Origin of the sequence: Achromobacter xylosoxidans A8 (assembly GCF_000165835.1) — a bacterium.
GTDB classification, from domain to species: Bacteria; Pseudomonadota; Gammaproteobacteria; order Burkholderiales; family Burkholderiaceae_B; genus Achromobacter; species Achromobacter xylosoxidans_B.
Window position 1 is genome coordinate 4,916,134 of record NC_014640.1, and the last position, 20,528, is coordinate 4,936,661.

A 20,528-nucleotide genomic window follows, 5' to 3' on the forward strand; every position below is an offset into this window, starting at 1 on the left:
ATTGCTTCTGTTCTCGCCAAGCGCCGGCGACCGAGCAGTCGGCATGGCCATATTGATACGACCTGGGGCAGCAGAGACCTGCGCCGACACAGGGCACGAGGTCATCAAGAAGTTGGGCAATATCATGAACAAATGAGTTCCGGACAAAACCAGCATCCGTCCCTCCCCGCAGCAGTCCAAGCGCCCGATACAATCACGGGCATGAATTCCGCAACGCAAAACACCGCCGCCGACGCCCACCCGGGCCACACCCCCATGATGCAGCAGTACCTCCGCCTGAAGGCGGAGGCCGGCCCCCTGCTGCTGTTCTACCGCATGGGCGACTTCTATGAAATGTTCTACGAAGACGCGGAGCGCGGCGCGCGTCTGCTGAACCTGACGCTGACCAAGCGCGGCTCGTCCAATGGCACGCCGATCCCGATGGCCGGGCTGCCGGTGCATGCCATGGAGCAGTACCTGGCGCGGCTGGTCGCCATGGGCGAGTCCATCGCCATCTGCGAGCAGATCGGCGACCCGGCGACATCCAAGGGGCCGGTCGAGCGCCGCATCGTTCGCATCGTCACGCCCGGCACGCTGACGGACGACGCGCTGCTGCCGGCCAAGGCGGACCGCGCGCTGGCCGCCGTGTTCGTCGGCGGCACGGCGCGCGCGCCGCGTGCTGGGCTGGCCTGGCTGAACCTGGCCAGCGGCGAGTTCCGCGTGACCGAATGCGCGCCGGCGCAGCTGGAATCCGAACTGCACCGCATCGCGCCGGCCGAGATCATCTGCGCCGAGAGCGCCGAATTCGACTTCCCCTTCGAAGGCGCCCGCGCCCGCGTGCCCGACTGGCACTTCGAAGGCGACAGCGCGCGCGCCCACCTGCTGGCGCACTTCAAGACCGACACCCTGGCGGGTTTCGACATCGAGGACATGCCGGCCGGCATCTGCGCCGCGGGCGCCCTGCTGCGCTACGCGGCCCGCACCCAGTCGCAGGCCCTGGCCCACGTGCAGAGCCTGTCGGCGGAGCGCCCCGGCCAGTACGTGCTGCTGGACCCGGTCACGCGCCGCAACCTGGAACTGACGCAGACGCTGTCCGGCGAAGATTCGCCGACGCTGTTCTCGCTATTGGACGGCTGCCGCACGCCCATGGGCAGCCGGCTGCTGCGCCGCTGGCTGCACCATCCGCTGCGCGAGAACGAGCAGGCGCTGGCGCGCCAGCAGGCCATCTCGGCGCTGCTGGCGGGCCGCATGGACGTGGAGCAGACCTTTGGCGCGGCCGGCTTTGGCGCGGCTGGATTTGGTTCGGCCGGCCTGCTGGAGTCCCTGCGCGGCGCGCTGAATGCATTCCCCGACATCGAGCGCATCGCCGCCCGGCTGGCGCTGCGTTCGGTACGTCCGCGCGAACTGGCCAGCCTGCGCGACGCGCTGCAGGCGCTGCCGGCGCTGCGCGACCTGGTGGAACCGATGGCGGACTCGCCGCGGCTGGGCGAACTGATCTCGCACCTGTCGGTGGATCCGGCCCTGGCCGCCCTGCTGGTGCGCGCCATCGCCGCCGAACCCGCTGTCGCCATCCGCGACGGCGGCGTGCTGGCGGCGGGCTTCGACGCCGAACTCGACGAGCTGCGCGGCCTGGCGGCCGACGGCGGCGACTTCCTGGTGCAGCTGGAAGCGCGCGAGCGCGAGCGCACCGGCATCAGCAATCTGCGCGTGGAATTCAACCGCGTGCACGGCTTCTACATCGAAGTCACCAAGGGCCAGACCGCCAAGGTGCCGGAGGACTACCGCCGCCGCCAGACGCTGAAGAACGCCGAACGCTACATCACGCCCGAACTCAAGACCTGGGAAGACAAGGTGCTGTCGGCCCAGGACCGCGCGCTGGCCCGCGAGAAATGGCTGTTCGAGCAATTGCTGGACGTGCTGGCCGAACACGTGCGGCCGCTATCCGACTGCGCCGCCGCGCTGGCCGAACTGGACACGCTGGCCGCCCTGGCCGAACACGCCCGCCGCCACGATTGGATCGCGCCCGAATTGTCCGAGCAGGCCGACATCGACATCGAGGCCGGCCGCCACCCGGTGGTGGAACATGCCATCGAACGCTTCACGCCCAATGGCTGCCGGCTGGAACCTGCGCGCCGCATGCTGTTGATCACCGGCCCGAACATGGGCGGTAAATCGACCTATATGCGGCAGGTGGCGCTGATCGCGCTGCTGGCGCGCATCGGCAGCTTCGTGCCCGCTTCGCGCGCCCGCATCGGCAAGATCGACCGCATCTTCACCCGCATCGGCGCGGCCGACGACCTGGCGGGCGGCCGCTCGACCTTCATGATGGAAATGACCGAAGCAGCCGCCATCCTGTCGGCCAGCACGCCCAACAGCCTGGTGCTGATGGACGAGATCGGCCGCGGCACGTCGACCTATGACGGCCTGGCGCTGGCCTGGGCCATCGCTTGCCGCCTGCTGGCCCACAACCGCGCGCTGACGCTGTTCGCCACCCACTATTTCGAACTGACCCGCCTGCCCGCGGAACAGCCGGCCTCGGCCAACGTGCACCTGGCCGCGGCGGAATCAGCCGGCGGCATCGTCTTCCTGCATGAAGTGCGCGAAGGCCCGGCCAGCCGCAGCTACGGGATCCAGGTGGCGCAGCGCGCGGGCGTGCCCGCCGCCGTGATCCGCCAGGCCACGCGCGAACTGGAACGCCTGGAAGCCCAGGGCGCCCCCACGCCGCAGTTGGGCCTGTTCGCGGCCGCGGCGGACGCCGACGCCCAGGCCTATGCCGAAGCCGACCGCACCGACGACCTGGAAGCCCTGGACGCCCTGCGCGAGGAACTCGCCGCCGTCGACCCGGACAGCCTGACCCCGCGCGAAGCGCTGGACGCCCTCTACCGCCTGAAGAAGCACCTGCAATGAACCTCGACCTTCCCTTGGCCCTGCTGGGCAACCAGAGTCCCAACGACTTCATGCGCCGCCATTGGCAGCGCAAGCCCTTGCTGATCCGCCAGGCCATCCCCGGCTTCAAGCCCCCGCTCACGATCGCCGCCATCAAGAAGCTGGCGCGCCGCGACGACGTAGAGTCGCGCCTGATCTGGCGCGAGAACGGCGAGTGGCAAATGGAGAACGGCCCCTTCGCGCGCCTGCCCAAGGACAATGAAGGCGACTGGACCCTGCTGGTGCAAAGCGTGGACCTGCACAGCGATGCCGCATCCGAACTGATGCAGCTGTTCCGCTTCATCCCCGACGCGCGCCTGGATGACGTGATGATCAGCATCGCCAGCCACGGCGGCGGCGTGGGTCCGCACTTCGACAGCTACGACGTGTTCCTGCTGCAGGCGGCGGGCGAGCGCGAATGGCGTTATGGCCGCCAGAAGGACCTGTCGCTGGAACCCGGCCTGCCGCTGAAGATCCTGAGCCGCTTCGAGCCCGAGGAAACCGCCGTACTAGCCCCGGGCGACATGCTTTACCTGCCGCCGCAGGCCGCCCATGACGGCGTCGCCGTGGGCGACGGCTGCATGACCATCTCCATCGGCTTTCGTGCGCCCACGCAGGCGACGCTGGCGCGCGGGCTGCTGGAAGCGGCCGCGGACCAGGTCATGGCGCGCGTCGGCCTCCTGGGCGGCCCCTATGGCGAACCCGCTCTGCCCGGCCCCAAACTGTCCGCGGTCTATCGAGACCCCGGCCAGTCCGCCGTCGACACGCCCGCCGCCCTGCCGGACGCGCTGGTGGCCGCGACGCTGGAAACCGTGGAAAAGCTGCGCTTCGACGATGCGCTGGCCTCGCGCTTCCTGGGCTGCTGGCTGACCGAGCCCAGCAACCTCAGCGTGTTCGATGCGCCCGAAAGCATGGACGTGGATCTGGAAGAGGATTGGCCCGCCAGCGGCAGGCTGGTGCTGGACCGCCGCAGCCGCATGCTGTATCGCGGCAAGCAGCTCTTCATCAATGGCGAGACCGCCATGACGCCGGCCGACGCCGCCTTGCGCATGCTGGCGGATGCGCGCAGCCTGGATTGCTCGGACCCGTCCTGCGCCCGCCTCAGCGACGAAGCTCGCTCCTGCCTCGCGGACTGGCTGGACTCGGGCTGGATCCGCTACCAGTCTGCGTAGCATCCGGACACCCTCGCGTATCAGTCCTGTACAGAAGGAAATCAGGTCTGATACGCGGGACACATCAAGAAAGAGATAACACGAAGCTGAAAGGTTTGTTGCCGTTAGGATGCGACCTTTTTAACTTTCATACGCGTTGCGCCCGTGTGTTCCTGTAGCCTGACCTCTGGTTTCCCCTAATGGGGTTTCAAGAGTCGTCATCTACAGGAGTCTAAAAATGATGAGCAAAACCTTGATTATTGCCTCGGTGCTGGCCGTTGCGCTGAGCGCCTGCAACAAGAAGGAAGATGCCCCGGCGCCCGCGACCAACCCCGCTCCGGGCGCAAGCACGCCTGCCCCCACCACGACGCCCCCGGCCACCTCTCCGGCTCCGGCGCCCACGCCCAACACCACGCCGGGCGGCGGTTCGACCACCCCGGGCGGCTCGACCACGCCCGCGTCCTAATAAAAAAGCAGAGACGAACCCCCGCTCTGAGGACGCAAGAAAAAGCCCTGGCTGTACGCAGCCAGGGCTTTTTTACGTCCAGATGGCTTGTGAGCAAGAGACCGCAACCGCAGCGCATCGCGGCTCGGGGTTCGCGCGTCCCGCAGTCTGCAAGGCGCTTGCAAACCCGCCCAAATAAAAAAGAGGCCCCAGCGGGGCCTCTCTTGCGCAGGCCTGCGCATAAGCGCAGAACCGGGCCGGTCTTACATCTTGTCCTTCAGCACGCTCAGCAGGCGCTGGGCGGTGGCGCTGTTGTCGCGGGCGCCATTGGCATCCAGCACGGTCACCGTGGTCTGGTCGCCGGTGGCGGCCAGGTGGATACGGTACTGGGGCGCCTCGGCCTTCTTGTCGCCCGAGAACATGCGGCTGAAGAAGCCCGGCTGCTCGATCTTCTCGCCCGTGTCGGTGTCGACATAGCGGACGAAGTAGTCGCCAGCGGAGCGGTCGCGGTCATCCACGGCGAAGCCGCCGCCGTCCAGCGCCACGCCGACACGGCGCCATGCGCGGTCGAAGGATTCGCTGACGACGAGCGAGGCGCCTTGAGCGCGGACGTCCTGCTGCACGGCGGGCTTCTGCGGCGCGGCCTCGGCCTGCTGCACCAGCTTGCGGGCATTGTCGACGTCGGAACCCAGGTAGACCATCATGCGCGCCAGCATGGCGGCGTTCAGGCCCGGATCTTCCTTGCCGTTCTGCCATTGCACCTGGTTGCCGTCGGCGCCCACGCGCTTTTCCAGCATCTGGCGATGGCTGACGTAGACCTCGGTATGGCCGTTGACGCGTTCGACGCGAGTGCGGAATTTCTCGCGCTCGCCGCTATCCCAGGCCGATTCCAGGATCATGCCCAGCGCCTGGCGCAGCCAGCTTTCCGGGATCTTGGCGCGGTTTTCCGCCCAATCGGTTTCGATCAGGCCGGCGCTCGGGTTGTTGCTGGCCACGGTAAAGCCGCTTTCGGTCCAGAAGTCGACCAGACGCGGGAAGATGTCTTCCGGCGGACGGTCCACCACCAGCCAGCGCAGGTCGCCGTCGCGCTCGACGCGCATGTCCTGGCGGCCGGGCAGCACGTTGCTGGTCTTCGGCTGGCTGGCTTGCGCCTGGCCCTGTTGCTGGAACTGCGAATAGGTGGTCGAGCCCGAAGCCGGCGCGCGGTAGCGCGGATCGGCGTTGGCCTGGGTCAGGTCGGGCGGGATGCTGAGAGGCTCTCCACGCTGCGTGACTGCGCTCTTGTAGTTGACGGACTCTTCATTGCCCAGGAATTGATTGACCTCGCTGCAACCGGCCAACAACACCAGAGACATCAATGCCGACAAACCGGCATGACGCTTGTTCATACGTATCCTCACGATATTTAGAGCAGGCCCGTTTCCTGGAGCGCAGCGCGCACGGTCGCGTGGTGCTGTGTTCCCAGTTCCACCAGCGGCAGCCGGTAACCCAGTGCGCTGCGGCCCATTTCGGCCAACGCCCACTTGACAGGGATGGGGTTGGCTTCAACGAACAAAGCCTTGTTCAGACGCGCCAGGTACGCATTAAGTTCACGCACCTTGGGCACATTGCCGGCCAGGGCGGCGGCACAGAGCTCGCGCATGAGCTTCGGCGCCACGTTGGCCGTAACGGAAATATTGCCACGCGCGCCCAGCAGGATCAGGGCGGCGGCGGTGGGATCATCGCCGCTGAAGACCTGGAAACTGGCCGGCGCTTCGCGCAGCAGCAGGCCGCCGCGGGCGATGTCGCCCGTGGCGTCCTTGATGCCGATGATGCCCGGCACCTGCGCCAGGCGCAGGATCGTTTCGTTGCTCATGTCGGCAACGGTACGGCCCGGCACGTTGTACAGGATATTGGGCAGATCGACGGCTTCCGCGATGGTGCGGAAGTGGCGGTACAGGCCTTCTTGCGAGGGCTTGTTGTAATAAGGAACGACCGACAGGCCGGCCTGCGCGCCCACCGCCTTGGCATGGCGCGTCAGGTGGATGGCTTCGTCGGTGGAGTTGGCGCCCACGCCGGCGATGACCGGAATGCGGCCCGCGGCGTGTTCGACTGCAACGCGGATCAACTCCGCATGTTCTTCCATGGAGACCGTGGGCGACTCCCCGGTGGTGCCCACCACCACCAGCGCGTCGGTGCCTTCCTGGATATGCCAGTCGATCAGCGACCGGTAGGCAGCGTAGTCCAGGCTGCCGTCGGGCTGCATGGGGGTGACCAGGGCCACCATGCTGCCTTGGAAATTAACGCCTGCGGCGGTTGCAGGGGATGCCATAAATGTAGGGCTCCAACACCCCGCGGCGGGATGCCCCGGGGCCAGAATCAATGAAACCGTTGAGTTTAACGGATATTGGCTGAAATCCTACAGAAACCACTGGACGATGGTCGTCCCCAGGGCGAGCACGGGGCGCATCAATAGCCAGAGCACGTCCGTCACCAGCAGGATGACGACGATCACCAGGCCATACGGCTCGATTTTCGAGTATTGCCAGGCCAGGCGGTTGGGCAGCAGGCTGAAGAGGATGCGTCCCCCGTCCAGCGGCAAAATCGGCAGCAGATTCAGGGCCATGAGCACCAGGTTGACATTCACGCCGGCGACGGCCATTTCGAACCAGAACGATTCCTGCAGGCCGGACTCCAGGAAGAGGCGCAGCGAAAACGCCCACAGCACCGCCATGAACAGGTTGGCCGCAGGACCTGCCAGCGCCACCCACAGCATGTCCTGCTTAGGACGGCGCAAGCGGCCGAAATCCACCGGCACGGGCTTGGCCCAGCCGAACAGCATGCCCGGGCTGCCCAGCAGCTTGGACGCCAGCAGGATCGCCACCGGCACCAGCAGCGTGCCGACCGGATCGATGTGCCGCGCGGGGTTCAGGCTGATGCGCCCGGCCTCATAGGCCGTGGGATCCCCAAACATGCGCGCGACAAAGCCATGCGCGGCTTCGTGCAGGGTAATGGCGAAGATGACCGGTATCGCGTAGACCGCAATGGTTTGGATGATGTCGTTCATGGCGAACCGGATTGTAGATGAGCCGCGCGCCGGCGCGTGCCGGCGTGCAGGTCGGCGCGGCGGACGCGCTCAGGCAAGACCGAGGGTGGCAGGATCGCCGCGTCCGACACGCACCACCACCGGCTCTTCGCTGGTAAGGTCGATCACGGTAGTGGGCGATTGCGGGCAGGCGCCCGCGTCGATGATGGCTGCCAGGTCGTGGTCGTAGCGTTCGCGGATTTCTTCCGCGTCGTTCAACGCTTCGGCCTCGTCCTTGGGGATGAGCGTGGTGGACAGCAGGGGCGCCCCCACCTGCTCCAGCAGGCCCAGCATGACCGCATGATCCGGCACGCGGATGCCGATGGTCTTGCGCGACGGGTGCGACACGCGGCGCGGCACTTCCTTGGTGGCTTCGAGGATGAAGGTCCAGGGCCCCGGCGTGGCGGCCTTCAGCAATCTGTACTGGCGGTTGTCGACGCGCGCGAAGTGGCCGATTTCGGCCAGGTCACGGCACAGCAGCGTGAGATGATGGCGTTCGTCCAGGCCTCGCAGGCGGCGCAGCCCGTCGGCGGCGTTCTTGTCGTCCAGCCGCGCGACCACGGCATAGCTCGAATCGGTAGGCACCGCGACCAGCCCGCCATCGGCCAGCCATTGGGCCGCCTGCTTCAGCAGGCGCGGTTGCGGATTCGCGGGATGGATATCGAAATACAAGGCCATGGGTTTATCCTAACACTCTTGAAGGCTGCTCAGTACAGAGCGGCGATGCAAAATGGCGGGAACGCCGACCCGCCCGGAGAAACAGTATGCGCCTTGATGACTCGCGCGAAAGCGACAATGTGGAAGACCGCCGTTCCAGCGGCCCACGCATCGGCGGCCGCGGCACCATCGGCATAGGCACGATCGTGCTGGCCCTGGTCGCCATGTATTTCGGCGTGGATCCCAGCGTGGTCCTGCAGATGGCCGAAGGCCCGCCCGCGCAGCAACAACAGGGGCCGGCCACGCGTCCGCCCGCCAACGATCCGCAGGCCATCTTCGTCTCGAAGGTGCTGGGCGAAACCGAAGACACCTGGAGCGCCATCTTCCAGAAGGACCTGAACCGCCAGTACGTGGCGCCCAAGCTGGTGCTGTTCCGCGGCGCCACGCCCACGGCCTGCGGCACCGGCCAGTCGGCCATGGGTCCGTTCTACTGTCCGGGCGACAGCAAGGTGTACATCGACCTGGCCTTCTTCGACGAATTGCAGAACCGCTTCAAGGCGCCGGGCGATTTTGCCCAGGCCTATGTGATCGCCCATGAGGTCGGACATCATGTCCAGCACCTGCTCGGCATCTCGGACCAGGTAGACAACCTGCGCCGCCGCAATCCGTCCCAGGCCAATGCCTTGTCGGTGCGCATGGAATTGCAGGCCGACTGCTTCGCGGGCTTGTGGGCGCAACGCGCCAACGCGGCGCGCAACATCCTGGAAAGCGGCGACGTGGAAGAGGCGCTGGGCGCCGCCACCGCGATCGGCGACGACCGCCTGCAGAAGCAAAGCCAGGGCTATGCGGTGCCCGATTCCTTCACCCACGGATCGTCGGCGCAGCGCGTGCGCTGGTTCAAGCGCGGCCTGGAGAGCGGCAGCATCAAGCAATGCGACACGTTCGGCGCCACCTCGCTGTAGACGCGTGAGCGCCTGCCGCCGCGCCGCCTCTTGAGCTGTACATCCATACAGCAAAAAGAGCGGCGCGGTCTTCATCTTGTAAGATGACGCCCCCTCGCAGTGTTGCGTGTGCGCCCGCCGCCGCGCGGCGCATGCCAGGCGCGCTTCCGGCGCGCGCATTTCCAAGACCCTAGATCAGTTCCATGGCCAACAAGTTCGAACCGTTAATCACCGTTGATGAGGTGCAAGAGATTCTTGCCGAACCCAAGGAAACCGTAAAACCGATCGCCTGGGTGCCGAAACCCGCCGCCAGCAATCTCCAGTGGCTGGAATTCGCCTGTGCCTGCCGGGTCAAGGGCGACGTGCGCGAAGACGTGATCTTCCGCGCGATCTATCGCGGCGCGCGCACGGCCGTGCACGGCCAGGCCACCATCTTCCTGGCCGAGGCGTTCTGTGCCAGCCTCTTCGTGGGCCCGCACCGCGTGTTCGGCGTGGACACCGACGACTCCTTCCACACCAGCCTGGTGGGCGAAGGCCGGCCGCAGTACCGCAAGCCGCTTGCGGACCGCAGCCATGAACACATCTGGGTGGACGAAGGCGAAGGCTATGCCGAACCCATCGTGCCCGCCCTGCAGAATATCGGCGCGCTGATGCAGTACTTCCTGCCGCGGGCGAACCTGACGCTGACCGGCGGATTCGCGCATCCCCTCAAAGGCCGCCAAATCGAACTGATCCTATGAGCACTTTCCTGGAAGCCTCCGGCTGGACCGTCCTGCCGGCGGGCGAACACGCCATCCGCGCCATATCGCCCATGACGCTGGGCCTGGACGGACAGCACGCGGCCTTCTTCATCGCGCATCCCGACGAGTCCACGTTCTACCTGACCGACGCCTGTGAGACCTCGATGCACGCGTCCAGCTACGGCATCGACCTGGCGGCCAAGCGCATCGACATCCTGAACGAAACCCCGGGCGTCAGCCTGGCGCATTTCGACCGCGACGGCGCCATCGTCGCGTCCGGCCCCAATGCGCAGTTGCAGGAAGCCCTGTGGGATGCGGTCAAGCTGGCGATGGCGCTGTCGTTCCAATGCGCCAAGTGGATGCCCAAGTTCAGCCAGCTGCGCTTCCGCGCGCAAGTCGGGCGGGCGCTGGCGGCAGGCGTGGGCGCGAACCGCATGGTCAAGGGCGCGCGAGCCAAGGGCAGCAGCGGCCACACGGCGGATTTCGCCTTCGCCGTGCGCGCAGCCAGCAGCACCGCGCTGACGTACATCGAGCCCATCGCCCTGAAGGCCGGCAAGAAAATGGATTGGACGCAGGTCTACCAGACCCACGGCAAGATGTCGGACGTGAAGATGGCGGACGCGCGCAACTCGCGCATGGTCATCCTGGAGGACGGCGCCTCGGCCGAGGAGTTCAAGAAGGCGGTGACCATCCTGGAACAGTCGGCGAGCGTGCAGACGCTGGCCAAGACGCGCGATTGGCGGGAAGTCTTTTCCGGCTAGGCCAGCGTCAGGCTGGCATGTTGGTCAGGCCGTCGACGATTTCGCGGCCATGCAGGATGGCTGCATGCACCGCTTCGCGCGGACTGTAGACAAAACCGCCCTCGGCAAAGCGCGGGACCGGATATTCGTCGCCGCCTTCGAGCACGGCGCCTGCCTGGACCACCATCACTGACGCGATAAATACGGGGCCGCTGGATTGCGCCTGAACCTCGGCGTCTGCGCCCCGGGACACTTTGGCCGTCAGCCGGTATCCCTTGTAGATCAAATTGTTCTGATGCACTTCGGATGCCCTCTTTGTGCGACCCAGCATACCCTGGCTGTCCATGACAGTTCGGATATGTTTTGTAACGCGCGCAGAAAATAGAAACACTGTTGCATCGCACGAATTGTGTCCCCATTTTTTGGAGACACCGCACAGGGAACCTGCCAGGCGCGCATGGCAAGGCCTGATGCGGCTTGCGGCGCGACGCGGAGCGCTATTCCATCACCTCTACGCACCGACTCCCGGGGATTTCCCTAGATCTGTTGCATATGCACACTTTGCCGCAAGCCGACGCCGGTCGCGCCGCGGCTACGCGGCAACATGCCGGTCGCGCTGCGCGGCGCCTGCGGCGGACTGGTCATCGGTTGGGCCGAAGAAGGCAGGAAACTGCTTTTCGCCCTTTTTCGAGACGCTCAGCGCGCGCGAATCCAGGTCCTTGCTGATCCAGCCGCGGCGCGTCAGCGCATCCAGCAGGGCCGCGCCCAAAGCGCCGCCGAGGTGCGAACGGCGTTCGCTCCAATCCAGGCAGGAACACGCGAAGCGCCGCCGGCGTTGGCGCGCCTGCGCCACGTCCACGCCGATCTGCGCCAGCGCCGCCTCGCCCAAGGGAGTCAACATGTAGTCGCGCCCGTCCGCCGCCAGCCACTGGCGCGACAGCATGGCGTCGTGGATGCGCACGGCCAGCGTGCCCGCCATGTGGTCGTAGCAGGTGCGCGCTTCGCGCAGCGCGGAAGGGGTATTCGGCTTGAACGGCACCCGTTCGGCGCCCGCTACCACCAGCAGGGCCTCCAGCGCATGCCCGACCTCGCTGTTCGCCAGGCGGTAATAGCGATGCTTGCCCTGCACGGCCATTTCCACCAGGCCCCGCTCCCGCAGGCGTTGGAAATGGCTGCTGGCCGTAGAGGCGCCGATGTCAGCGGCGGCGGCCAGTTCGGTCGCCGTGCGGGCGCGGCCATCCAGCAGCACGCACAGCATGCGCGCGCGCGCCGGATCGGCGATGGCGCCCGCCACGGCGGAAAGACTGGCGTCGGCGAACTCGGATTCCATGATTCGGCTCATACCAAAGTGTTGTGTGCAATCTCAAGCATACTGCGACTCAACACAACAGGACAGCCGGCTCCGCCGGACATTCATGCGCGCACCCCCGAAATTCTTTGGCTGGACGGTTCTTTACGCCACCTTCGCGCTGGCGGTCTTCGGCTGGGGCGTCGGCTTCTACGGCCCGCCCGTGTTCCTGCACGCGGTGGCGCAGCGCACCGGCTGGGGCGTAGCGCTGGTGTCGGGCGCCGTCACGCTGCACTTTCTTTGCGGCACCTTGGTGGTCGCCAATCTGCCGCGACTGTACCGGCACTGCGGCGTGCCCGCGGTAACGCTGAGCGGCGCCGTGCTGCTCGCGCTGGGCGTGGGCGGCTGGGCCACGGCCGCGCAACCCTGGCAGTTGTATGCCTCCGCGCTGTTCTCGGGCATGGGCTGGGTGACGCTGGGCGCCGCCGCCGTCAACGCGCTGATCTCGCCCTGGTTCGTGCGCCAACGGCCTGCCGCGCTAGGCATGGCCTACAACGGCGCCAGCGTCGGCGGCATCGTCTTTTCGCCCTTGTGGGTCTACCTGATCAGCCAGGCAGGATTCGCCCAGGCGGCCTTGTGGGTCGGCGTGACGATGGTGGCGGTGATTGCCGTGCTCGCGCGCAAGGTTTTTGCCGTTACGCCGCAGCAGCTCGGGCAGGATCCGGACGGCGCCGCGGAGCCCCCCCAGGCGCCAGCGGCGGCCATGAACGCCGCAACGCCTGCGCCGGTGGCGGACCTGTGGCGCAACCGGCCCTTTCTTACTTTGGCCGCCGGCATGTCATTGGGCCTGTTCGCCCAGATCGGCCTGATCGCGCATCTGCTTTCCCTGCTGGCGCCGCTGCTGGGCGCGCAAACCGCCGGCCTGGCCATGGGACTGGCGACGGCCGCGGCCATCGGCGGGCGCACGCTGGTGGGATGGTTGATGCCCGCCGGCGCAGACCGGCGCAAAGTGGCTTGCGTGGCTTACGCCATCCAGATCGCCGGTTCGCTGGTCCTGATGCTGGCCGCTGAACACGCCTGGGCCATCTGGCTGGGCGTGTTGCTGTTCGGCTCGGGCATAGGAAACGCGACCTCGCTGCCGCCGCTGATCGCGCAAACCGAATTCGCCCGCGAGGACACGCAGCGCGTGGTGCCGCTGATCGTCGCCATGTCGCAAGGCGCCTATGCCTTCGCGCCGGCGCTGTTCGGCCTGCTGCGGGCATGGTCGGAACAGGCCGGACAGCCGCTGCTCTGGTTCCTGGCCTTGGCAGCCAGCCTGCAGGCCGCCGCCATCGTCAGTTTTTCCCTGGGGCGGACTACTCCAGCCCGCCGCGGCGGGCAACCAGCCCGGCCATGACGGCATCGCCGTTTTCGCCCGCCAGGCCTTCCGCCACGCCGCGCCGGTCGGCAACCGTGCGGTTCTGGCTGACCTTCCATTTGCCTTCGATGCGCGTGATGGGAATCTCCACGCCCACGATGGCGCGCATCTGCGCCGCGATGAAATCTTCCGGCGCGTCGGCCACGCGCCAAGGCTGCGCGCGCGCTTTTTCCTGGCTGTCGGTCAGCGCATCGAGCTGCGCACGCAGCCAGGCCGGATCGTCCTGGATCACCGGCGTGCCCCACACATGCACGGCGACGAAATTCCACGTAGGCACGACCTTGTGCGTCTCGGCCTTGGTCGGATACCAGGACGGCGTGACGTAGGCCTGCGGCCCATGGAAAACGGCCAGGCATTCCCGCCCCGACGCCAGGTCGGCAAGCTGCGGATTGGCGCGGGCCACATGCAGGCGCAGCACGCCATGCGGCCCCTCGGGATACAGCAGACAGGGGATGTGGTTCGCCATCAGCCCGCCCTCCCCGCTGGTCGTGAGCACCGCAAGGGGATGGGCGCGGATGAAATCATGCTGGACTTCGAGCGAGTCTTCGCGAAAGGCGGACGGCAGGTACATGGCGGATTCGGCGGTTGCGGGTAAAACGACAACATACCGCCATCGTGGCTCCATTTCCAGGACCAGCCAGGGTCCATTTCATGGAGCCAGAGGCGTCACGCCGGCAACCGCTTTTCCAGCAGGATGGTGGTGAAGCCGCTGTCCCATTCTTCATCAGGATAGGTGTCGATTTCGGCGTAGCCGTGCTTCCCATAGAACCGGCGGCTGCGCTGGTTGAAGGAGTCGGTCTCCAGCCGCGCGCGTCCAAATCTCGCGTCGCGGATGGCCGCTTCCATCCAGGCCAGCAAGGCGCCGCCAACGCCCCGGCCTTGCCTTGCGGGGTGCACATGCAAGGCCCAGATGAAGTCGTTCTCCCAATCCGCCATGCCCGCCGGCACGCCGTCCATCTCGCACACCATGAAGAGGTTTCCCCGCGCGCGCACGTACTCGGCCGTCTTGCCGCTGGCGCGGAACTGCCGGTCCCTTTCCGCCGTCATCTCAGGCATCCACGTGCCTTCGTAGGTGCGCATCAACAAGTCTTCCAGCCAGGCTGCGTCCTCAGGCCGGGCCGGCCTGATCAAGAATTTCTGTTGTTGGTCCGTCATGCGCGGCAGTGTAGCAATGCCCGCCGTGGCCTCGAAGCAGATGCGCGCGCGGCTATCGTCGCACGCGTTCGTATGCCTGGTTCATGCGGTCCCGCGCCCCGGTTTCGTTGGCGTAGGCGCGGTCGTAGGTGTCCAGGCAATCCTGTGTGGGATTCGGCCACTTGATCGCGGCGATCGCGGCGGTGAGCTCGTCGCGGGACCGCTGCCAATCCTTGACGGCGGCATACCACTGCTTGGCGGTGTCCATAGTTGTCTCCCTATGTGCACTCGTCCATCGTAGTCCCGCTGCGGCTTCTTGCGGCGGCTATTACGGCCTACCCGGAATGGCGCTTCCGCTTGCCAAAAACAGCATCCGGTTTTCCCAAAATGGAATTCTGCTTTCCGGCGGAACAAGAGTTTCATGCCGCCTGTAGCGCTAAAGCCGGATCGGAATGGAGCAATAATTGGCCCGCCCCCGGCGCGCGTGCGGCCCTTTCCGCCCGCCGCGCCGGGCATCACTTTCAGGAAAAGAGAAGAACATGAAGATCCGCCTCGCTCTGGCCGCCTGCTGTGCGGCGATCGGCCTTGCCGGCTGCACCAACCTGCCCAAGCCGCAGAACTACTCCACCTCTCTGGGCGAAAACCAAAGCCGCCTCAAGCAGGATCCCGACTGGAGCGCCGGCATGGTCTGGGTGCGGCCCGGCCCGCCCATCGCCAGCCAGTATCAGAAAAAGCTCATCCTGGAACCGGTGCAATACATTCAAGGCGACCGGCCGGACGAACTGGACATGAAGGGCGACAGCGCCATGCGCGAGCGCGCGCTGGCCTACTTGAACGAGGCGCTCCGGCGCGAGTTCGAACAAGCCGGCTATCAACTGCTGACTCGGCCCACGCCGCACGCGCTGCGCCTGAGCGCCGCCATCACCGGCACGTTCCGCAACGAACGCGACCCCAGGATGATGGAATACATCCCCATCGGCTTCGTGATCGGCCAGACCGTCAAGGCGGCCGGCTACCGCGACCAGTCCGCGCGCCTGCTGCTCGAAGCCGCCTTGCGCGACGCCAATACCAACGAGTTGCTCATCACCTCGCTGGGCACCGTCACGGGCGGCAATCTGCCCGCGGACCGCAAGCCCACCGCGGACGACGTGCGCAGCGCCATCGACGACTGGGCGCTCCACGCACGCGAACAGTTCGACCGCATCTGGCTGGAAGACCGGCCGGAAGCCGGCTAGCGCCTGCGTCCATGCCAAGGGAGCGTCCTGTCAGAGTTGACAGGCCCTGATCCTGCAGGGCGGAACATAAGAGGCTGGAGCGGGTCGAATCCATCGTTTTTTCACCTGAAAATCACGATGTGATGAATATTGACGTCAACCCTCACTTACCCAGCGCCACGGCTAATGCTACTGTTCCGCCTGTGCAAGGAGTACATGCAATGGATCAGAAAACCAAGCCCTGGGCTTTTCCCAAGCCGCATCCGGAAAATACCCCGCGGGGCGAACGCAACAAACAGGAGTTCGACGCTCCCGCCCAAGACCCCAAACCCGCGGCCAAACCCCGCGCCAAGAAGGAGACGCCGGCCGCCAGCCGGGCTCGCACATGAGCCCGGCGCCGTGGGCGCGCGCCGCCACCGCGGCCGTACTGTCCGCGCTTTCCCTGGCCGCAGCCGCAACCGCCGATGTCCAGACGGGCGACCTGGTATTCCAGCAATCCCGCTCTGCGCAAAGCCTGGCCATCCAGCAGGCCACGCATTCGCCATACAGCCACATGGGCATGATCGTCATGCGCCAGGGCGCCCCCTATGTGCTGGAAGCCGCGGCCAGCGTCAGCTACACGCCGCTCGAACAATGGGCCGCGCAAGGCGAACGCGGCCACTACGTGATCAAGCGCCTGCGCGACGATGCGCGGCTCACGCCTGCCGCGCGGACGCAGCTGGCAAACGCCGGCGCCGCGTTCGTGGGCAAGCCTTACGACCTGGTGTTTGCCTGGTCGGACGACAGGATCTACTGCTCGGAATTGGTCTGGAAGGTTTACCAGCGCGCGCTGGGCGTGTAAATCGGGGCGCTCGCGCCGCTCAAGCGCTTCGACCTTTCATCCCCGGCGGTGCGCGCCAAGATGCAGGAGCGCTACGGACGGGACATCCCCTGGGATGAACCCATCATTTCGCCTGCCGCCATGTTCGATTCCTCCCTGCTCCGGACGGTGGCCGAACGCTAGCGGCGCAGGCGGAACGACTGCGCAAGCTGCGCTAGCATTCGGCATCGACAAGGCGCAGCCGCGCGGAGAACTGGCAATGGCCATGATCACGGATCCGCTGCTGCGAGGCAGCGGCAAGATTACCGGAGTTTTTTTCGACCCGACCGGCGAAATCGCCGCCGTGGCTTCCGAATTTCCCTTGCTGGCGAATCCGCGTGCGCGCGCCGCTTATGGCGGGCAAGCCTTGCGATACCGCGTCGCCCTGTACCGCCGCGGCGGCCTCGCCCCTTTCGCCGCCCTCGACGATCTGCGCTTCCCCGTCAACGACGTGGCCTTCCATCCGGCCCAGAGCGTCGTTGCGATTGGCGCCGGCAGCTATGACGGCGGCTACCTGTTCGAAGGCGACCTGCTCGCCTGGGACTGGCATAGCGGCCGGCGGCAGCGATTCTTCAACCGCATCCCCGAAGTCGTGCGCTGCGCCTACAACGCCGCCGGCGACCAGATCGAAGCGTGGGTCCGGCCCTGGGACGAGGAGTGGGAGGGACTGCCCGAGGACGTACACGACGCCGCGTTCAACACCCTGTTTGCGGTGCGCATCCCCTACGACCAAGCGAGCTGGTCCTCGCCCTGCTCCAAGGATCTGGAACTCTCCCGCGATGGGGGTTCGTCAGCGGACGAGCCGTCCGCCGACACGCCGGCGCCCCAGGCCCGCCTTGCGCAATGGCTCGGTCTGCCCGAGCTGGCGAACCGGGGCGCGATCCGCGATCTCGCCTGGCTGGACCACCAACGCATCGCCGTGGCGCACGACGGTTGCCTGCTCGAGATCCATGACACCGGCGGCGGCCCGATAGCAACATACACGGGCGCCGGATACGGAACCGAGATCATCCGGGCGGCGGGCATCCACGTGCACGTCGTGGAGCCTTCGAACCGGCCCGGCATGACATGGCGCCAGGACTCCAGGCTTTACTCGCTGACGGACGAAGGACTGAACCTCGTCGCCGAGTACGACGGCGAGTTCACATTCTCGGCATCAGCTCCCGGCATATTGCTGGGCCGCATGAACCGCGTCCCCGCGGCCAGGAACGCGCAGGACCGGTTGCGCGACCTGCATTCAGGCGCCGAACGGCGCGTGGACCTGGGACACTACGACTGCTTCAATCACTACATCCGCATCAGCGGCGCACCGTCGCTGTTCTGCGTGCAGGGCACGCCGGCAAGCTCCCACGAGGCCAAGCGCCTGTGCATGGTCGCGCCCGATGGCCAGGTCAAACCGCTTTGGCCCGTGCTCAAGGCCAACGGCAAGCCCGACAGCCACGCCATGGAGCTTTGCGGCTGCTATGTCGAGGATAAGCAAGGCGCCGGCCTGGTCGTCAGCGGCCGGCATTACTCTCCCGCCGTCCACGTCGCCTGCGCCGGCTTCATATACCGCAAGCCGCTGGACCGCGACCGCGAACTCTGGCGCCATCCAACCACCGCGTCGGCCAGCGCGGTCATATTCCTGCCCCGCCCCGGACTGATCGCGGCCGCATTTCTGGACGGTGGCCTGTTGCTGCTGGACGCCGCCTCGGGCGCAGTCCGGCTGCGCGCCGCAATGCGGTTGGACGGTCTGCCTACGCTGGTCCACGCCATGGACGCGCAGGGCGAACAACTGGCTCTGGGAACAGCCGACGGCCGGATAGCCGTAACCACCATCGGCGAGCTGCTGGCGCAGGACGCGGCGTCGGGCTGGGTGGAAATCGGCTAGGCGTAATCCCCTAGGTCCGCCGCGCGAGACACCCGCTATCCTCGCGAACGTGTCTATACGCGGCTACCCATGACTCCTCGTCTGGATCTATATACCCTGCAGGTGTTCCTGGCAGTGCTGGAGGAAGGCAGCATCGCCGCTGCCGCCACGCGCGAGCACATCGCGCCATCCGCGCTTTCCAAGCGCTTGTCCGAGCTCGAACGCGTCCTGGACGTGCCGCTGTTCCAGCGCCATGCGCGCGGCGTGGAGCCGACCAGCGCCGCGCATGCGCTGGCGCGGCGCGCACGCACCCTGCTGCATCAAACCCAGGATCTGGCCGCGGAGATCCGCGACTACTCCACCGGCTTGCGCGGCCGCGTGCGCGTCGCGGCGAACCTGTCCTCCATCGCCCAGTTCCTGCCCATGGAACTGCGCCGCTTCCTGACGCAGCATCCCAACGTGCAGATCGATCTGGAGGAATCCGTCAGCGCCGGCGTCACGCGTGCCGTGATCGACAACGCTGCCGACATCGGCGTCTACACACAGTCCGATGACGAGATCGGACTGGATATCTTTCCCTACCATCGCGACGTCATGGCGTTGGTCGCGCCAGCGGGACACCCTCTATCGCGGCACCTGCAGGTGTCGTTCGCCGATACGCTGGATTACGACCACGTAGGCATGCACCGGGGCAGCGCCGCGAACTATCTGTTCACGCGCGAGGCTGCCTCCATGAACCGCTCGCTGCGGCTGCGCTTCCAGGTCACATCCTATGACGCACTGGTATCCATGGTGCGCGCGGACCTGGGGATAGGCATCGTGCCCACCAAGGCTCTGTCCGCGTACGTGTGTGACGAGCTTTGCATCATTCCGCTGACCGATGCCTGGGCGCGCCGCCAATTGAAATTGTGCGTGCGCAGCAACGAATCGCTGTCGGGAGCCGCCCGGCTGCTGCTGGATCACCTGATCGTGCAAGCCGCAACGCAGCAATAAGGCAACCAGGTCTGCCCGCGCGCGAAGCATCCGGCTCCAGCCATCGCATTTCGCGATACCCCGCCGAAGATTCACGATTTGTCCTGCCTGGGTCCCATCGCAGAAGATGGTGGCCGACAACCCATGTCCCGGACATCGCCGCGCAAGGCCCCTGCGGGCGCAGGATCCGGGCGCCAGGAGACCGAAGCCGTGAGCCTTCCAGACCGAGTCGAAATCGTGGAAGTCGGCCTGCGCGACGGACTGCAGATCGAGTCCGAATTCGTGCCCACCGACACCAAAATCCAGATCCTGAACGCGTTGATAGATGCAGGCGTGCGGCACTTCGAAGCCACGTCCTTCGTCTCGCCGCGCGCCGTGCCGCAGATGCGCGACGCCCAGGAAGTGCTGCAGGGCGTGCGCAAGCGCCCCGGCGTGGTGCTGGGCGCGCTGGCACCCAACCGCAAGGGCGTCGAACGCGCGCTGCAATCGCAGGCCGACGAGATCGTCGTGTTCCTGTCCGCCACCGAAAGCCACAACACCAAGAACCTGAACCGTCCCGTCGAACAGTCGCTGCGCGACATCGAGGACATCGCGCAACTGCTGAAGGGCCATCCGATCAAGCGCAAGGGCGCGATCGCCGTCGCCTTCGGTTGCCCCTTCGACGGCGACGTCGACCTGGGCCGCATCCGGACCATCTTCGACCATTTCGTCCGGCAGGGCTTCGACGCCGTGACGCTGGGAGACACCACCGGCATGGCCACGCCCAAACTGGTGCGCAGCACGGTGGAAGCGCTGCGCGCCGATCATCCCGACGTCAAGATCTCGCTGCACTTCCACAACACGCGCGGCATCGGTCTGGTGAATGTGGTGGAAGGCCTGCGCGCCGGCATCACCTCTTACGAATCCTCGCTGGCGGGGCTGGGCGGCTGTCCGTTCGCACCCGGCGCCACCGGCAACATCTGCACCGAAGACCTGGTCTACCTGCTCGACGAGATGGGTGTGGACAGCGGCATCGACCTGGGCGCGCTGATCAAGGTGGCCCAGCGGCTGGAAGGCATCGTCGGCCGCGGCCTGCCCGGCCAGCTGATGAAGGCGGGGCCGCGCCTGCGTCTGCACGACTACAACGTCGCCGCCGGCGCGATCGGTTAAGGAG

22 protein-coding genes are annotated in these 20,528 nt (G+C 66.5%); 13 read left to right on the plus strand and 9 right to left on the minus strand.

Annotation, left to right across the window (positions count from 1 at the left end; translation table 11 throughout):
• Positions 1-201 precede the first annotated feature (201 nt).
• From mutS to AXYL_RS22755, 3 genes are all read left to right on the plus strand, one after another.
• Positions 202-2,886 (plus strand): DNA mismatch repair protein MutS, encoded by a 2,685-nt coding sequence (mutS, locus tag AXYL_RS22745; RefSeq protein ID WP_013395213.1) that lies wholly within the window; start codon positions 202-204, stop codon positions 2,884-2,886.
• Positions 2,883-4,076: a cupin domain-containing protein gene (locus tag AXYL_RS22750; RefSeq protein WP_013395214.1), complete on the plus strand. Its 1,194-nt coding sequence runs from the start codon at positions 2,883-2,885 to the stop codon at positions 4,074-4,076. Before mutS ends, AXYL_RS22750 begins: the two co-directional genes overlap by 4 nt.
• A gap of 217 nt (positions 4,077-4,293) precedes the next feature.
• Positions 4,294-4,521 carry a hypothetical protein gene (locus tag AXYL_RS22755; protein WP_013395215.1) on the plus strand — a complete coding sequence of 76 codons (228 nt, stop codon included), beginning with the start codon at positions 4,294-4,296 and terminating at the stop codon, positions 4,519-4,521.
• Positions 4,522-4,763: 242 nt separating this feature from the next.
• On the opposite strand, the gene bamC is transcribed toward AXYL_RS22755, so the two are convergent.
• From bamC to AXYL_RS22775, 4 genes are all read right to left on the minus strand, one after another.
• On the minus strand, positions 4,764-5,888 hold the full coding sequence (gene bamC / locus AXYL_RS22760) for an outer membrane protein assembly factor BamC (RefSeq protein WP_013395216.1): 1,125 nt from the start codon (positions 5,886-5,888) through the stop codon (positions 4,764-4,766).
• 17 nt (positions 5,889-5,905) lie between these two features.
• Positions 5,906-6,811, minus strand: coding sequence for a 4-hydroxy-tetrahydrodipicolinate synthase (gene dapA, locus AXYL_RS22765; RefSeq protein ID WP_013395217.1), 906 nt, complete (start codon positions 6,809-6,811; stop codon positions 5,906-5,908).
• 87 nt (positions 6,812-6,898) lie between these two features.
• Positions 6,899-7,546: a site-2 protease family protein gene (locus AXYL_RS22770; RefSeq protein ID WP_013395218.1), complete on the minus strand. Its 648-nt coding sequence runs from the start codon at positions 7,544-7,546 to the stop codon at positions 6,899-6,901.
• A gap of 69 nt (positions 7,547-7,615) precedes the next feature.
• Positions 7,616-8,242, minus strand: coding sequence for an L-threonylcarbamoyladenylate synthase (locus AXYL_RS22775; protein ID WP_013395219.1), 627 nt, complete (start codon positions 8,240-8,242; stop codon positions 7,616-7,618).
• Between the two features lie 86 nt (positions 8,243-8,328).
• On the opposite strand from AXYL_RS22775, the gene AXYL_RS22780 reads away from it, so the two are divergent.
• From AXYL_RS22780 to AXYL_RS22790, 3 genes are all read left to right on the plus strand, one after another.
• Positions 8,329-9,183, plus strand: a complete 855-nt coding sequence (locus tag AXYL_RS22780; RefSeq protein ID WP_013395220.1) for a neutral zinc metallopeptidase — start codon at positions 8,329-8,331, stop codon at positions 9,181-9,183.
• A 182-nt stretch (positions 9,184-9,365) separates the two neighbouring features.
• The gene (locus AXYL_RS22785) at positions 9,366-9,902 is read left to right on the plus strand and encodes a hypothetical protein (RefSeq protein WP_013395221.1); all 537 of its coding nucleotides are present in this window, start codon (positions 9,366-9,368) and stop codon (positions 9,900-9,902) included.
• The gene (locus AXYL_RS22790; protein ID WP_013395222.1) at positions 9,899-10,663 is read left to right on the plus strand and encodes a DUF1828 domain-containing protein; all 765 of its coding nucleotides are present in this window, start codon (positions 9,899-9,901) and stop codon (positions 10,661-10,663) included. Before AXYL_RS22785 ends, AXYL_RS22790 begins: the two co-directional genes overlap by 4 nt.
• Positions 10,664-10,670: 7 nt before the next feature.
• On the opposite strand, the gene AXYL_RS22795 is transcribed toward AXYL_RS22790, so the two are convergent.
• On the minus strand, positions 10,671-10,943 hold the full coding sequence (locus AXYL_RS22795; protein WP_041655905.1) for a hypothetical protein: 273 nt from the start codon (positions 10,941-10,943) through the stop codon (positions 10,671-10,673).
• A 291-nt stretch (positions 10,944-11,234) separates the two neighbouring features.
• Positions 11,235-11,972 carry an ArsR/SmtB family transcription factor gene (locus AXYL_RS22800; protein WP_013395224.1) on the minus strand — a complete coding sequence of 246 codons (738 nt, stop codon included), beginning with the start codon at positions 11,970-11,972 and terminating at the stop codon, positions 11,235-11,237.
• An 85-nt stretch (positions 11,973-12,057) separates the two neighbouring features.
• Between AXYL_RS22800 and AXYL_RS22805 the strand changes: the two genes are divergently transcribed.
• On the plus strand, positions 12,058-13,326 hold the full coding sequence (locus tag AXYL_RS22805) for an MFS transporter (protein ID WP_013395225.1): 1,269 nt from the start codon (positions 12,058-12,060) through the stop codon (positions 13,324-13,326).
• Here AXYL_RS22805 and AXYL_RS22810 read toward each other — a convergent pair.
• The 3 genes from AXYL_RS22810 to AXYL_RS22820 form a co-directional block, all read right to left on the minus strand.
• On the minus strand, positions 13,286-13,918 hold the full coding sequence (locus AXYL_RS22810) for an FMN-binding negative transcriptional regulator (protein WP_013395226.1): 633 nt from the start codon (positions 13,916-13,918) through the stop codon (positions 13,286-13,288). The two genes, AXYL_RS22805 and AXYL_RS22810, sit on opposite strands and share 41 nt — an antisense overlap.
• Before the next feature lie 95 nt (positions 13,919-14,013).
• Complete coding sequence (locus AXYL_RS22815) at positions 14,014-14,427, minus strand: GNAT family N-acetyltransferase (RefSeq protein ID WP_319946386.1); 414 nt, start codon at positions 14,425-14,427, stop codon at positions 14,014-14,016.
• A gap of 127 nt (positions 14,428-14,554) precedes the next feature.
• On the minus strand, positions 14,555-14,749 hold the full coding sequence (locus AXYL_RS22820; protein ID WP_013395228.1) for a hypothetical protein: 195 nt from the start codon (positions 14,747-14,749) through the stop codon (positions 14,555-14,557).
• 271 nt (positions 14,750-15,020) lie between these two features.
• Between AXYL_RS22820 and AXYL_RS22825 the strand changes: the two genes are divergently transcribed.
• The 6 genes from AXYL_RS22825 to AXYL_RS22845 all read left to right on the plus strand — a co-directional run bounded on the left by AXYL_RS22825 (position 15,021) and on the right by AXYL_RS22845 (position 20,524).
• Positions 15,021-15,716: a DUF3313 domain-containing protein gene (locus AXYL_RS22825; RefSeq protein WP_013395229.1), complete on the plus strand. Its 696-nt coding sequence runs from the start codon at positions 15,021-15,023 to the stop codon at positions 15,714-15,716.
• Positions 15,717-15,916: 200 nt separating this feature from the next.
• Positions 15,917-16,084 (plus strand): hypothetical protein, encoded by a 168-nt coding sequence (locus AXYL_RS35200; RefSeq protein ID WP_013395230.1) that lies wholly within the window; start codon positions 15,917-15,919, stop codon positions 16,082-16,084.
• Positions 16,081-16,536 (plus strand): YiiX/YebB-like N1pC/P60 family cysteine hydrolase, encoded by a 456-nt coding sequence (locus AXYL_RS22830; protein ID WP_013395231.1) that lies wholly within the window; start codon positions 16,081-16,083, stop codon positions 16,534-16,536. The genes AXYL_RS35200 and AXYL_RS22830 overlap by 4 nt, the downstream gene beginning before the upstream one ends.
• Before the next feature lie 238 nt (positions 16,537-16,774).
• Complete coding sequence (locus AXYL_RS22835) at positions 16,775-18,424, plus strand: hypothetical protein (protein WP_013395233.1); 1,650 nt, start codon at positions 16,775-16,777, stop codon at positions 18,422-18,424.
• Positions 18,425-18,493: 69 nt separating this feature from the next.
• Positions 18,494-19,396 (plus strand): LysR family transcriptional regulator, encoded by a 903-nt coding sequence (locus tag AXYL_RS22840; RefSeq protein ID WP_013395234.1) that lies wholly within the window; start codon positions 18,494-18,496, stop codon positions 19,394-19,396.
• A 189-nt stretch (positions 19,397-19,585) separates the two neighbouring features.
• Positions 19,586-20,524 (plus strand): hydroxymethylglutaryl-CoA lyase, encoded by a 939-nt coding sequence (locus AXYL_RS22845; protein ID WP_013395235.1) that lies wholly within the window; start codon positions 19,586-19,588, stop codon positions 20,522-20,524.
• Positions 20,525-20,528 lie beyond the last annotated feature (4 nt).

What these genes read in the sequence shown, in the direction of transcription:
- mutS (WP_013395213.1), top strand. Translation starts at nt 202, where the DNA reads ATGAATTCCGCAACGCAAAACACCGCCGCCGACGCCCACCCGGGCCAC.
- AXYL_RS22750 (WP_013395214.1), top strand. Translation starts at nt 2,883, where the DNA reads ATGAACCTCGACCTTCCCTTGGCCCTGCTGGGCAACCAGAGTCCCAAC.
- AXYL_RS22755 (WP_013395215.1), top strand. Translation starts at nt 4,294, where the DNA reads ATGATGAGCAAAACCTTGATTATTGCCTCGGTGCTGGCCGTTGCGCTG.
- bamC (WP_013395216.1), bottom strand. Translation starts at nt 5,888, where the DNA reads ATGAACAAGCGTCATGCCGGTTTGTCGGCATTGATGTCTCTGGTGTTG.
- dapA (WP_013395217.1), bottom strand. Translation starts at nt 6,811, where the DNA reads ATGGCATCCCCTGCAACCGCCGCAGGCGTTAATTTCCAAGGCAGCATG.
- AXYL_RS22770 (WP_013395218.1), bottom strand. Translation starts at nt 7,546, where the DNA reads ATGAACGACATCATCCAAACCATTGCGGTCTACGCGATACCGGTCATC.
- AXYL_RS22775 (WP_013395219.1), bottom strand. Translation starts at nt 8,242, where the DNA reads ATGGCCTTGTATTTCGATATCCATCCCGCGAATCCGCAACCGCGCCTG.
- AXYL_RS22780 (WP_013395220.1), top strand. Translation starts at nt 8,329, where the DNA reads ATGCGCCTTGATGACTCGCGCGAAAGCGACAATGTGGAAGACCGCCGT.
- AXYL_RS22785 (WP_013395221.1), top strand. Translation starts at nt 9,366, where the DNA reads ATGGCCAACAAGTTCGAACCGTTAATCACCGTTGATGAGGTGCAAGAG.
- AXYL_RS22790 (WP_013395222.1), top strand. Translation starts at nt 9,899, where the DNA reads ATGAGCACTTTCCTGGAAGCCTCCGGCTGGACCGTCCTGCCGGCGGGC.
- AXYL_RS22800 (WP_013395224.1), bottom strand. Translation starts at nt 11,972, where the DNA reads ATGGAATCCGAGTTCGCCGACGCCAGTCTTTCCGCCGTGGCGGGCGCC.
- AXYL_RS22805 (WP_013395225.1), top strand. Translation starts at nt 12,058, where the DNA reads ATGCGCGCACCCCCGAAATTCTTTGGCTGGACGGTTCTTTACGCCACC.
- AXYL_RS22810 (WP_013395226.1), bottom strand. Translation starts at nt 13,918, where the DNA reads ATGTACCTGCCGTCCGCCTTTCGCGAAGACTCGCTCGAAGTCCAGCAT.
- AXYL_RS22815 (WP_319946386.1), bottom strand. Translation starts at nt 14,427, where the DNA reads ATGCGCACCTACGAAGGCACGTGGATGCCTGAGATGACGGCGGAAAGG.
- AXYL_RS22820 (WP_013395228.1), bottom strand. Translation starts at nt 14,749, where the DNA reads ATGGACACCGCCAAGCAGTGGTATGCCGCCGTCAAGGATTGGCAGCGG.
- AXYL_RS22825 (WP_013395229.1), top strand. Translation starts at nt 15,021, where the DNA reads ATGAAGATCCGCCTCGCTCTGGCCGCCTGCTGTGCGGCGATCGGCCTT.
- AXYL_RS35200 (WP_013395230.1), top strand. Translation starts at nt 15,917, where the DNA reads ATGGATCAGAAAACCAAGCCCTGGGCTTTTCCCAAGCCGCATCCGGAA.
- AXYL_RS22830 (WP_013395231.1), top strand. Translation starts at nt 16,081, where the DNA reads ATGAGCCCGGCGCCGTGGGCGCGCGCCGCCACCGCGGCCGTACTGTCC.
- AXYL_RS22835 (WP_013395233.1), top strand. Translation starts at nt 16,775, where the DNA reads ATGGCCATGATCACGGATCCGCTGCTGCGAGGCAGCGGCAAGATTACC.
- AXYL_RS22840 (WP_013395234.1), top strand. Translation starts at nt 18,494, where the DNA reads ATGACTCCTCGTCTGGATCTATATACCCTGCAGGTGTTCCTGGCAGTG.